At 46.4% G+C, this 12,785-nt stretch carries 12 protein-coding genes; 3 read left to right on the top strand and 9 right to left on the bottom strand.

What is annotated here, in order from left to right:
* The first annotated feature begins 7 nt into the window (after positions 1-7).
* Entirely contained in the window at positions 8-1,015 is a 1,008-nt protein-coding gene (gene epmB, locus DN730_RS07685) for an EF-P beta-lysylation protein EpmB (RefSeq protein WP_115468020.1), read from the top strand.
* A 72-nt stretch (positions 1,016-1,087) separates the two neighbouring features.
* On the opposite strand, the gene DN730_RS07680 is transcribed toward epmB, so the two are convergent.
* From DN730_RS07680 to DN730_RS07670, 3 genes are all read right to left on the bottom strand, one after another.
* A complete protein-coding gene (locus tag DN730_RS07680; RefSeq protein WP_115467541.1) occupies positions 1,088-1,282 on the bottom strand; it encodes a hypothetical protein in 195 nt (64 codons plus the stop codon).
* Positions 1,283-1,431: 149 nt separating this feature from the next.
* Complete coding sequence (gene glnE, locus DN730_RS07675) at positions 1,432-4,359, bottom strand: bifunctional [glutamate--ammonia ligase]-adenylyl-L-tyrosine phosphorylase/[glutamate--ammonia-ligase] adenylyltransferase (protein ID WP_245957923.1); 2,928 nt, start codon at positions 4,357-4,359, stop codon at positions 1,432-1,434.
* A 27-nt stretch (positions 4,360-4,386) separates the two neighbouring features.
* Positions 4,387-5,334, bottom strand: coding sequence for a CYTH domain-containing protein (locus tag DN730_RS07670; protein ID WP_115467540.1), 948 nt, complete (start codon positions 5,332-5,334; stop codon positions 4,387-4,389).
* 115 nt (positions 5,335-5,449) lie between these two features.
* On the opposite strand from DN730_RS07670, the gene argE reads away from it, so the two are divergent.
* On the top strand, positions 5,450-6,631 hold the full coding sequence (gene argE / locus DN730_RS07665) for an acetylornithine deacetylase (RefSeq protein WP_115467539.1): 1,182 nt from the start codon (positions 5,450-5,452) through the stop codon (positions 6,629-6,631).
* Positions 6,624-7,934 (top strand): amino-acid N-acetyltransferase, encoded by a 1,311-nt coding sequence (gene argA / locus DN730_RS07660; RefSeq protein ID WP_425452722.1) that lies wholly within the window; start codon positions 6,624-6,626, stop codon positions 7,932-7,934. Before argE ends, argA begins: the two co-directional genes overlap by 8 nt.
* Before the next feature lie 56 nt (positions 7,935-7,990).
* On the opposite strand, the gene DN730_RS07655 is transcribed toward argA, so the two are convergent.
* The 6 genes from DN730_RS07655 to rpoE form a co-directional block, all read right to left on the bottom strand.
* A complete protein-coding gene (locus tag DN730_RS07655) occupies positions 7,991-8,416 on the bottom strand; it encodes a chemotaxis protein CheW (protein WP_115467537.1) in 426 nt (141 codons plus the stop codon).
* 167 nt (positions 8,417-8,583) lie between these two features.
* Positions 8,584-9,987: a DegQ family serine endoprotease gene (locus tag DN730_RS07650; protein ID WP_115467536.1), complete on the bottom strand. Its 1,404-nt coding sequence runs from the start codon at positions 9,985-9,987 to the stop codon at positions 8,584-8,586.
* Positions 9,988-10,052: 65 nt separating this feature from the next.
* Complete coding sequence (locus DN730_RS07645) at positions 10,053-10,520, bottom strand: SoxR reducing system RseC family protein (RefSeq protein ID WP_115467535.1); 468 nt, start codon at positions 10,518-10,520, stop codon at positions 10,053-10,055.
* Positions 10,513-11,463: a MucB/RseB C-terminal domain-containing protein gene (locus tag DN730_RS07640; RefSeq protein ID WP_115467534.1), complete on the bottom strand. Its 951-nt coding sequence runs from the start codon at positions 11,461-11,463 to the stop codon at positions 10,513-10,515. Before DN730_RS07640 ends, DN730_RS07645 begins: the two co-directional genes overlap by 8 nt.
* Positions 11,460-12,116, bottom strand: a complete 657-nt coding sequence (locus DN730_RS07635; RefSeq protein ID WP_115467533.1) for a hypothetical protein — start codon at positions 12,114-12,116, stop codon at positions 11,460-11,462. The genes DN730_RS07640 and DN730_RS07635 overlap by 4 nt, the downstream gene beginning before the upstream one ends.
* Positions 12,117-12,118: 2 nt before the next feature.
* Positions 12,119-12,706, bottom strand: a complete 588-nt coding sequence (gene rpoE, locus DN730_RS07630; RefSeq protein ID WP_115468018.1) for an RNA polymerase sigma factor RpoE — start codon at positions 12,704-12,706, stop codon at positions 12,119-12,121.
* Between the last annotated feature and the right edge of the window lie 79 nt (positions 12,707-12,785).

The raw sequence follows: 12,785 nt of genomic DNA, 5'->3' as shown, positions 1-12,785 counted from the left end.
ATTTGACGTGATCCCGATTCAAAATACCGAACCAACGCACTGGACTGATGAATTAGTGCATGCTGTTAAAACACCATCAGAACTCTTAACGCTGTTGGGGCTAGATGATCGACATTTACCCTCCTCACAAAACGCGATGAGCGCTTTTAAAATGTTAATTCCGCGCCCCTTTATCGCCCGAATGGAGTACGGCAACGCCGAAGATCCATTATTGCGCCAAGTACTAGCCGATGACATCGAGATGCAACCAAATGCCGGTTACAGCCAAGACCCGCTTGATGAAGGTAATCACACGCCTCAAAAAGCACTTGTTCATAAATATGAGCGACGCGTTTTGGTTATCGCCGCGGGCAGCTGTGCGGTCAATTGTCGCTATTGCTTCCGACGTCATTTTCCTTACTCAGACAACCAGCTAGCACAGCAAGAATGGGATAGCGTCATACACTATATTGAAGCTAATCCATCTATTAATGAGGTTATCCTGAGTGGCGGAGATCCTTTGATGCTTAAAGACAGTCTGCTGAGCAAACACATTGCGCGCCTTAATACGTTGCCCCAATTAAAGCGCCTACGAATTCACACTCGCTTACCTATTGTTATTCCTGAACGAATTAACGCTGAGCTGCTACAGTGGGTTGAAGACTCCAAACTGGATGTCATCATGGTATTGCACAGTAATCATGGCAATGAAATCGACAACATCATCGCGAAGAAGGTTTTACAGCTTAAGCAGGCTGGCGCCACGGTCTTGAATCAAGGCGTACTCCTCAAAGGCATCAATGATACGGTTGAGGCACAGGTAGCTTTAAGTGAGCGGTTATTTGCAGCCGGAATACTGCCTTATTACATGTTCACACTGGACCCAATTGAGGGCGGTGCGCACTTTGATATTAGTATCGATACGGCCCAGAGACTCATGGGGCAAGTTGCTCAAAAACTGCCGGGATATCTGATGCCAAGGCTCGCAAAAGAGATACCTGGCGAACCTGCTAAGACCATTTTTGCGCCGTTATAATGTCTTACAAAAAAAGCTGCGCCTCTTTCGAGTTCGCAGCTTTTTTACGTTTTTACTAGCCGAGTAGCAGAGCTATACCTTGATATTGATATTCTGCCCTACATTACCAGTGCTCGGTGCGCTTGCTTGGATCTGCTGTGCGGACGATGCAGCACTTTCAAGTAGTTGAAGAGACTGACGCCCCTGCTCTTCTTGTTGCGTCTTAGCCATCGCTACACCCATCATTTCCATCGCATACGATGTACTAACATTTGTCACATTGTTCATAGTGTTAGTCCTCCACAATTCAGCTCTAACTGTAGTACAAAGCCACCCATCTTAAAAGCCAAGACTACAATCTCTTACCAAACTATCGCTAATTTAGTACATAGGCGTCATTTGGCTCAGTTGTCGGAGTCCGAATTACGATATGGCTGTTAGTTATTCTCTTGCTGTACAAAAGCATCCCAGTACTCTGAAATCAGAGTTTGGTTTTGCTCCAGTGTCTCTACTGGGACCAAACGCCCCAATCGTTGCAGCGTTTGCCGATGTACCGTCGCGCGATAAAAAGTATACGCGTCAATCAATTTCTCTGCCCAAGCAGACGTCAACAAACCACATTCGACCGCCACTTCAAGCTGTCGGATATTATCAGAATATTTGGTTAACTCAGGGTGCTGGTGTGACCATGCTAGCACCTGATACTGCACCAAAAATTCAATATCAATAATACCGCCGGCCCCTTGCTTCAGGTCAAACCCCTTCTCTTCACCGCCAGTATCCAAATGCGCGCGCATTTTTTCGCGCATTTTTATCACTTCTTGTTTTAACTCGGCTCGATCTCTTGGACGAGACAATATGTCTTTACGAGTCTCCTCGAACTGTGTTTTAAGGGTATCACTGCCCGCTAGCGCTCTGGCTCTACAAAGCGCTTGATGTTCCCATGGCCACGCCTCTTGCTGCTGATAATCTCGAAATGCATCTAAGCTGGCAACGAGCAGGCCAGAGTTTCCGGATGGTCTCAAACGCATATCAACTTCATATAAACGCCCGGCAGCAGTGAAGCTAGTTAACATATGAATCATGCGCTGACCTAAGCGGGTATAGAATACAAGGCTATCAATACCTCGCTCGCCATTTGTCATTCGATTGGGCTGAGCATTATGAATAAAAACAAGATCTAAATCTGAGTCATATCCGAGCTCAAAACCGCCCGATTTGCCGTAACCCACCACTACTAAATCGGGCGTCATTACGGGCTCACTATCCGTCATAGGAAACCCGTGACGGTTAGTTAAGTACTTCCAAGATTGCTGCAATACTTGCTCTAGCAGTACTTCCGCTAACCACGTTAAGTGATCACTCACTTTCATCAACGGCAGTACTCCGGTGATATCACAAGCAGCAACACGCAAAGTAATAGAGCGTTTAAATCGTCGCATAGCATCCATATGCGCTTCTTCATCGTCTTCTGGCAAACGCATGAGTGTTTGCCTTAACTCTTCTTCCATCATTTGTTTTGATGGTGGTGAAAACAGCGTATTGGCATCAAGCAATTCATCCAGTAGTGCCGGTGAATTACTGATCGATTCAGAAAACCAAACGCTCTCACGACACAAACGAATCAAGTGACCGATAGCGCTTTGATTTTCAGAGAGTAAGACTAAGTAAGCCGTTCGACGTATGACCGCTTCCATAATAGGAACGATACGCTCTAGTACTAAGTCTGGCTTACTTTCCTCCTCCAAATGACTGATCAAGGTCGCGAGGAAGACCGCCAAACGCTCCTGCCCAATCGGTTGCATATACACGACCGAACGAGAACTAAGAAACTTGGACAGCGTTTCGGATACGGTACTTTGATCATTCCAAACGACGCCTGATATCGCTTCATCAATCCCTGCTAAATCGTCTGGGTGCTTTAATACGACACGCCATGCCTCTTGTTGACGCGTATCACAAGAGCGTTCGTCAGCGCCATCATCGATTAGATCCTGAAAATAGGCATGCACATTACATCGATGCTGCCATAGGGTGTCATATAGCGTGTTCCAATCTGGCTCACCGACATGATAGGCCAAGCGCTCTCGCTCACTTTCGGTCTCAGGTAATAATTGTGTTTGTTCATCTGCAGCGCCTTGCAAGGCGTGCTCAACTCGTCTCAAATAACGATAGGCCGCCAGTAATTCATTCACTTCTTGATCAGGCAAGTATTCGTGGTCCGCTAACGCTGGCAACACTTTAAACAGTGCAGCACTTTGCAATGCTTGATCTCGACCTCCGTGAAGGATCTGCAAGGCTTGCACAATAAACTCAACCTCGCGGATGCCACCTTCCCCAAGTTTTATATTGTGTTCAATTCCTTTGCGGCGCACTTCTTTTGCAATCATCGCTTTGAGATCCCGCAACGCACTGATTGCACCAAAATCTAGATATTTACGATACACAAAAGGTCGACGTAACGCTTCAAACTCCTCCACATCCTGTTGGTCCCCGGCCATCACACGCGCTTTGATCATGGCGTAGCGTTCCCAATCACGCCCTTGATCTTGATAATAATTCTCCAACGAGTCCATGCTCATAACCAACGCACCAGACTGCCCAAATGGACGAAGGCGCATATCGACACGAAACACAAAACCGTCCGCTGTCACTTGATCTAAATGCTGAATCAGCTTTTGCCCGATTTTAGTAAAATATTCTTGATGCGAAAGGGATTTTCGTCCGCCTTGTGTCTCCCCGTGTTCACGAAACGCAAAAATCAAATCAATATCGGAAGATAGGTTCAGCTCATAACCGCCTAGCTTCCCCATACCTATGACAATCAACTTCTGCGCGTGGCCTTTGTTATCCAAGGCTTGGCCATAAAGCGACTGATACTGGCGCATACTCCATATTTGACTGATATTAACGACTGCATCTGCCAACTGACTCAGCAAGGCTGTTAATTTCTCTAGCGTGAGGGACTGCTCAATATCTGCCGCAATGAGCCTCACCATCCACCAGTGACGATAGCGACGTAGTTGCTGCATCAAGGTAGCTTCGTCCCAATCAGGTAATTCAGTTTGGAGATCCAACTCAGCGGATGTTCCCCAATACTTTTCGCCTGCGACAAATTGCTCAATCGACGGGCGCCCCCATGTACTAGGATCTACAAATAGATTCTCTAGCCAATGAGGATAACGTGTCAGTTGTTTATGGACATATTCACTCAATAACCACACGCGTTCAGCATGATCAATGACATCAGTGGAAATCTCTAAGCCATAACGGCGCTCAATGGAATCTACAATGGCTTGGCGTTTATTATTCAACACGTCCGTCGCATATAGGGACTGAACTTGAGAGGTTGGTATCAGGGTCAAACTACTATCCTTACTGCGTAAAAAACACTAATCCAATTGTCGGTTAAGCCAAAGGCCTGTTTCCAACATCATAACACCTGTTTGTGTGCCCCCAGCAAGCTTAGCGAGCAGAGCGTCATCATCTTGATCAAACAGTGCCTCATAGTCCCTTTCCAACGCCGCAAGCTGCCTAGACAAAGCGCCTGGAACACATTTTTGTAACTGAACCAGCGAAGTCAGTATTGGCTGAATCAAGGCCTCATCATTCAAGTAGAACAATGCTTCCCAGTAGGTTAGCCAAGTTTCATACCAGTATGCGGCAAATACTAATAGAGAATCACTTTTAGCGGGCTTGGATGGAAATTCGATACGACGATGCTTTAACCGAGCCCCTTTTTGCGCTTTAGAGACGGTGCTAACTTGTACAGGGAGTGAGTTCGCAATGTGTTTCGCGAACGCATACAACGATAGCTCTGGCCCGGACTTAAGTTCCAACTCCAGTTCAGAGATCACATCGCGACCAAACTGAGAAGTGACATCCCCCTGATCGCACACCACTTCGATCAGCGCACCGTCGTACACTACATTCCACACTTTACGTTTAAAATCCGTACGAAAGACCTCAATCAGATCATGAGACCAAGACATGTCAGCAAGTGAGTCCGGCAGAGGTACTTCTTTTAACAGCGAAAGATCTAAAGAGTCCGTCGAGATCTGCCACTCCCACTCACCACGTTCATGCATACCAATTCGACTGCTGCCTTTGGTTTTGACGGTCTGAATATACTGCTGATTAACGGCACGAATACGCATCGCGATACCGTTTTTCATCAGTTTTGCATCAGAAGTGTCGTAATATCCATTCATCAGATCGAGCGTGGGCTGGCGTGCATTATCATGACTCAAAGATTTTTCACAAAATTCATCGAGAAAAGCACATACTGACTTGAGATACTCGGGTTGAACCATTAACTTAAGCTCAAGCTCGGTAGCCATATTGATAACCTCTTAAACGTCCGGCAAGGCCGGAGATAACTTATATCGAAGTAAGTTTACCAGAAGCCTACGCACGCTAGATAACATTTCGGTAACGCTCAAAAAGGAGTATCCCTTGCACTCACTTCCATCGCTGCTGAGCATGATGTCACAACTGATCGCCACGCCCTCTATCAGTTGTAGTCAAGCAAGCTGGGATCAGTCAAATAAAGGCGTCATTTTATTATTAGAAGACTGGCTCTCAAGCTTAGGATTTCAATGCGAAATCATGCCGCTTCCTGCACAACCAGATAAATTCAATCTTATCGCAACGCTCGGCACAGGCCCTGGCGGGCTGGTACTATCTGGCCATACGGATACCGTACCCTATGACGAAGATCGTTGGCAGAGCGACCCTTTTAAATTGCACGAGCGTGACAATCGCCTATATGGCCTTGGCACTTGTGACATGAAAGGATTTTTTGCCATTGTCATAGATACTGTTCGTCAAATGGCGTTAGCAAATGTCTCTCAACCGTTAATTATTCTAGCGACCGCAGATGAAGAAAGCTCGATGGAAGGGGCTCGCGCCCTTGTCCAATCAGAGCGGCCTATGGGGCGCTATGCGCTCATTGGTGAGCCAACCTCGTTAACCCCCATCCATGCCCACAAAGGCATCATGATGGAAAGAATTCAAGTAACAGGGCAAGCGGGCCACTCCTCTAATCCAAACCTTGGAAATAACGCATTAGACGCGATGCATCAGGTCATGAGCGAACTAATGACCTATCGAGAATCACTCAAAACACGATATCGCGACGCAAACTTTGTCATTGATTACCCGACGATGAACTTTGGCTGCATACATGGCGGTGACAGCCCGAATCGAATTTGCGGACGCTGTGAACTAGAATTTGATTTGCGGGCCCTACCTGGGATGGATAATGCCACCCTGTTGCATGAGATTGAGGCGTTATTGCCAGAGATTGAACAGCGAACTGGCACCAAAATTCAACTCAATCAGCTGTTTCCTGGTGTTCCATCATTCTCAACCAAGAAAGAGTCCGATATTATTCAAGCCTGTGAGCGGTTAACAAACAAAGCAGCTACTACCGTCGCTTTTGCAACCGAAGGCGCCTATCTAAATCAATTAGGGATGGAGACTCTGATACTCGGTCCTGGCTCGATTGATCAGGCACACCAGCCAAACGAGTTTATGGCGCTTGACCAAATAAAACCCATGCAGGACGTGATACAAGGTTTAATCCAACGCTACTGTATCACTCCTAGCAACGAAAATGAGGCATCGCGTGTCTGACGAACGCAATTATGTAGACTGGTTCCGCCATTCTTCTCCGTACATTAATGCTCACCGCGGAAAAACTCTTGTGATCTTGATTCCCGGAGAGGCATTTGAGAGTCCAAACTTTCCTAACATCATTCACGATTTGGCATTGCTTGACTCACTCGGAATACGCTTGGTATTAATACAAGGTGCTCGCCCCCAAATCAGTCGCGCGCTCGCGAACCGTCACTTATCTTCAGTCATTGAAGATGGATACCGAGTGACGCCACACGATCAACTTATCGACATTATCCAAGCCTCCGCAGCGGTACGAGTGCAACTAGAAGCACAATTATCAATGGGGCTATCTAATACGCCAATGGCAAACGCCGGACTCAAGGTCTGTAGCGGTAACTATGTTATCGCTCGCCCTCTTGGAGTCGTTGACGGCATTGATTATGGCCACTCTGGTGAAGTTCGCCGCATCGACAGCGAAGCCATTTTCCGTCTACTGGAAGATGATAATATGGTATTGCTGCCTCATTTAGGGTTCTCACCAACGGGTGAGGTCTTCAACTTAAAAGCTGAGGACGTTGCAACCCAAGCAGCTATCCAGCTAAAAGCGGATAAACTCATTATTTTTACAGAAGACGAAGGAATCTTCGATGATGAGGGACAGCTATACTCCGAGTTATTAGCAAACCAAGCAGATGGCATTTTAGCCAAGCATTCTCTGAGCTTTCCAACTCATAGTGCTTTGGAAGCCTGTGTCATGGCGGTTAGAGCATTAGTGCCTCGCTCGCACATTATTTCATTTAACGAAAATGGCGGTTTGCTCAGCGAATTATTCACGCGAGATGGTTCTGGCACCATGATTGATGAGGACAGCTACGAAAAATTAAGAGGCGCGTCCATTGATGATGTGGGTGGCATGATGCAGTTACTTGCGCCGCTGGAGGAGAAAGGTATTCTAGTCCGGCGTTCTAGAGAGCTGTTAGAAAACGAAGTAGAGCGGTTTCAAGTGATTGAACGTGACGGAGCTATTGTCGCCTGCGCCGCACTGTATCCATTTGAGCAAGAGCGCTCTGGTGAGCTTGCATGTGTGGCGGTATCTCCAGAGTACCGAGGCTCTAACCGTGGCGAAAGGCTGCTAAAAGGTCTAGAAAGAGAAGCGAAAAATCTTGGATTAGATACGCTATTTTTACTGACGACACGTACCGCCCACTGGTTCATTGAGCGTGGTTTTAGAGAAACGACTTTGGCCTCGTTACCTGCCAAAAAACAAGCGCTTTACAACTATCAACGAAACTCCAAAATCTTCTCAAAACGACTCTAGTATTTCCCCTGAAAGCATCACTAAACCTTGCTTTCAGGGGACCTACCATAGACAGGCTAATTCAAAGCGGAACAGTAATCACTAAAATCAACTAGGATGTATAACTCATTGTCCCGTTGCATAGTGCCTTGAATGCACTCGTGATTGCGGTATTCTAAACTTTGTGTTTCATTATCACTGGGTAAGTCTATAACTTGATCAACACTTTCAACTCGGATACCAAAGTACCCTGTTGGTAAATCCAACACGACAATATGGCCTTCCGCTTCACACTGGTTTGGATCTAAGCTAAGCAAATGAGAACCATACAGTACCGTCACCATGTGTCCACGAACATCTATCATCCCTTCTACGCCAGGGCTTGCGCCAGGTACAGGGGCAGGTGACTGGTAACTTAATATCTCTTTAACAGTGGACAATGGGTGCACGTAGCGCTCATCCCCCAGTCGAAAACAGATACCTTTTTCTACAAGCTGCTCCACTCATCACACTCCAAAAAACTTTCTACTCTAATATTTTCCTTACAAAAAACACCTAGTAATTGCCTCTAAATACTTACACGTCTAATCTTTTAGTTCAAGTTTTAGACAAAAGAAAACCCACATCATGTGGGTTTTACTTTTATACAAACACTCAGTCGAAAACCAAATTATTCAACGACTTTAAAGGGAATAAACATCGGATAACCATCTCGAATAACACGCATCGGAATAGAACGGTTATTTGGAAGCTCTTTTGCTATTTCTGAAAATTCCGCAGGGCTCTTAACGTACTGGCCGTTCAGCATGGTAATTACATCACCTTGCTGCAATCCATTTCGTGCGGCCGCACCACCTAATACCTGCTGAATAACAACACCACCATCGATACCTAACCGCTCCGCCATATCTTCTGGCACTGGCGCCACCGACATACCTAAACGACCTTGTTCTGGACTATTCTGCGCTAATGATTGGTCATCTGGACGCTTTGCAAGCGTAATAGAAATCGTTTTCTCTTTACCATTTCGGAACACAACCGTTTTTGCAGTGCTATCCGCGGCAAGCTGTCCCACTAAGTATGGTAGCTCAGACGAATGCTCGATCGTCTTACCATTAAATTTCATAATGATGTCACCTGGCTCCAAACCAGCCGCTTCAGCAGGGGAATCAGGCATCACTCTACTCACCAATGCTCCGTGAGGTCGATCTAAATCAAACGATTCGGCCAGATCGTTATTCACATCTTGTATCAAGACACCCAACCATGCTCGTGAGACCTTACCGTCAGCTTTAAGCTGATCTACCACTGACATGGCAACATTGGTAGGAATGGCAAATGAAACCCCCATAAATCCACCTGATCTGGTGTAGATTTGAGAGTTAATACCCACCACCTCACCATCTAGGTTAAATAATGGTCCGCCAGAGTTCCCAGGGTTTATGGCAACATCGGATTGAATAAAAGGCACATAGTTGTCGCTGGGTAAGTTGCGTCCAATGGCACTGACAATACCGGCTGTTACTGTGTAATCAAATCCAAATGGAGAACCGATGGCTAATACCCATTGACCAGCCTTCAGTTTATCAGAATCACCTATCTTAACCGTCGGCAGATCATCAGCGTCTATCTTGAGTAACGCCAAATCCGTGCGAGCATCCGTACCTACTAATGTCGCCTCGTATTCTCGGCGATCATTCAAACGCACATGGATCACGTCTGCGCCATCGATAACATGGTTGTTTGTTAGCACATAACCATCTTTCGAGATGATGAACCCAGACCCTAGAGAACTACGCTGGCGTTGCTGTTGACGGGGTTGTTTTTGACCTTGACCAAACGGTTGCTGGCCAAAAAAGTGTCGAAAAAACTCATTGAGTTCTTGTGCATCCGGGCTCAGTTGCGAATTCCCTCGCGATGATACCGCCTGCTCTGTACTGATATTGACCACCGCAGGCGATGAATCCTCTACAAGTTCAGTGAAGTCAGGTAAGTTGGAAGCATTAACTAGTGTAGAGAACAGCATTAAGATACTAATGCTGAATAAGCTCACACGTTTTAGCAATCTGTTCATGTATTGGTCTCCTCAGACGTACCAAAGTTACTATGTTGCTATCATTGTGTCAGGTGAAGAGGATTTCAGGCTTTTTGCACGATAGGTATGGCATCAGCCTGTTGGTTATTGATTCTCAGAACCCGTGGATAAAAATCTGGATTATTCGCTTCTCGAGACGACTTCCTTTTCGCCGCCCAGAGGCCTCCAGCGAATCCACTCAAAGCTCCGACAATCGAAACTATAGATTGTTCCGTAAACATAGACGGGATTGCCGCCCCAGCGACTAAACCGACTAACGGCACTGCATACATCCATGTCGACGCTTGCAGCAATGTATCTTCTGGGATACCGACGGTCACGCTTTGACCGACTTCTAATGCTTCGGGGGCAATTGCCTTCATCAACATTCGATTGCTGCTAGAAACCTTCGCAATGGCGTGATGACCACAGCCATGACGCGCACGGCAACTCGTACACGTACTTGTGCGTATCGTTTCCACATCTGCTATGCCATCATTGATAGCCAGAACGGTACCGTGTTCTTCAATCATTGTTTGGTTTCGGCATAATCACCGTCATTAATCGTTGAATGGTTTGAGCTGGCACTTCTCCAACCAAGGTAAGCAAATACGTTTGCTCCCCCACTTGAATACTATTCTCACCAGCAATCGTCGCCCCGAGATTCATCAATGTCTGCGGGCGCTTTCTGTCAGACGGCTCAACAAACACCGAGATGGTGCTCATACCATCCGACAGCAGCAACATTTTTGTATGTTCATTCATTCGTCGAGCATATGGCCAAACGAGGGAAAATCCTTCTGGCAACCACTCAAAAGTCCAGTCATTCGCTACTGGCTGAGGCTTCATCTCAACAAATTGTTGCGTATATGAGCCTTTTTTGGGGGTGAAGTCTTCTTCTTTCAAGTCTGGAGAGAAGTCTACAGATGTAAATTGTATACGTTCAAGTAATTTGAATTGAGCGTCCAAAACATCATGTTTTAACAAGAATCCATTGCTCTTATCAATCCAAAACTCATGCCCATGGCGGTATTCATCTTTTGGCGTTAGTACCAGCTTCACAGCATCTCGTGATGCGATACGCTGTGGTTCCTTGATGACTTGAATATCGTAGGCACTCTCTAACCGCCCTTGATCGAGTTCCCGAAAGCGCTTAAATGGTTCGCCAGGAACAAAACCAGTTGTGTAATCTTCTTTTTCTGGGAACACACAAATAACGCTATCGTCTGCACGAATAACTTCAACCCGCTTTCCGTCAAGATCTTCTAAGCTCTCATACTCAACACCGCCAATCAGGCCATGTCGTATCCGCATGCTATTCATCGCACCCGCTTCCTGGTGAACGAAAACACCTTCATAAGCTAAAGAGTCAAAAGATTCCGTCATGCGCGTCAACCAATCAACACCTTTATGGTCTGCGGCAAAAGCCGTTATTTGAAAAGCCAGCAGTATCGAGGCAAGCACAGCGCGTATCATTGCTTGACGTCCTGAGGGTAGCTAACAACACGAGCCATCGGAATCATACCCTGACCGACGGTCATTGACGCTTGTTGTGCATGTTGGCGAAGGTAGTTTTTCAGACGCTCATTATTCTCAAGGTCAGCAACCTCGTCTATATTTTGAATTGATATGCTATTTTGCTCAACGACGGGGACTGAGTTCGTTGCAAACACAGGCGTCGTGACATCTGTACTGGAGCCACCTAAAAGCAGGTTTCCACCCATCACAACTGCCACAGCAACACTGGCAGCAACCGCTAACCCACCCCACATAGGTCGATGGGAAACTTGGGGATCATCATTCTGCTCTTCAAGCTCAGAAAATTCGGCATCGACATTGGTCTGTTGCAGGACATTTTTTTGAGGGAATGCTACAACGTTGCTATCAGACATCTCTTCTTTGAGCTTATCTTTGATGCCCGATAAAAAGGCCCCTGAATCAAAAATGAACTGCTCACCGTCCAACTGAGTACTTTGGTGAATTTGATGATAGTGATCCAGCTTATTCGCTAGCCCTTCCTTGTCAGCCGTCAACAATACCTCAATGTCAGCCTGACTGGCTTCATTATCAAGAAAAGCAGACAAGCTTTCATAAGTCTTTGAGTTGTGTGTGTCATCGTACTTAGACATGACTACTCTCCTCCCCCAACGATGGGGTAAATACGTTTTTCCACCGCTTCTCGCGCTCGGAAAATTCGCGATCTAACCGTACCCACTGGGCAATCCATGACTTGGGCAATATCTTCGTAACTGAGTCCCTCGAACTCTCTCAGCGTCAGAGCCCCTCGAAGCTCTTCTGGCAAATCTCCGATAGCCGATTGAATCTCTTTTTCAAGTCGATCACGATTCAAGTTAGCGTCTGGAGTGCTGCGATCTGCCAACGCACTGTATACTGCGTGCTCATCTTCGTTATCTAGTTCAACGTCGGAAGAGGGAGGTCGACGAGATCGACTGACAAGGTAATTTTTAGCTGTGTTGACCGCAATGCGATACAGCCACGTATAGAACGCACTGTCTCCACGAAAGCTGTCAATTGCTCGATATGCTTTGATAAAACTGTCCTGAGCCACATCCAGCACTTCATGCTTGTCCTGAACATAACGAGAGATCAACGCAGCGACTTTATGCTGGTACTTTAATACCAACAAATCAAAAGCTCGCTTGTCTCCTGTCTGAACTCGCTTAACCAACGCCTCATCGCTAGACGTATCGTGCTGCATAGGCACCTCATAATGTAACATCATTTTGCGCCCACCTAATTGATACTGGGGTAGACAACGTCATTCTTCGGGAGTTCCA

It is taken from the genome of Marinomonas piezotolerans, assembly GCF_003362755.1.
Taxonomy (GTDB): Bacteria; Pseudomonadota; Gammaproteobacteria; order Pseudomonadales; family Marinomonadaceae; genus Marinomonas; species Marinomonas piezotolerans.
The sequence above is the reverse complement of the archived record's forward strand: the minus strand, read 5'-3'. Positions and strand labels throughout refer to the sequence as shown.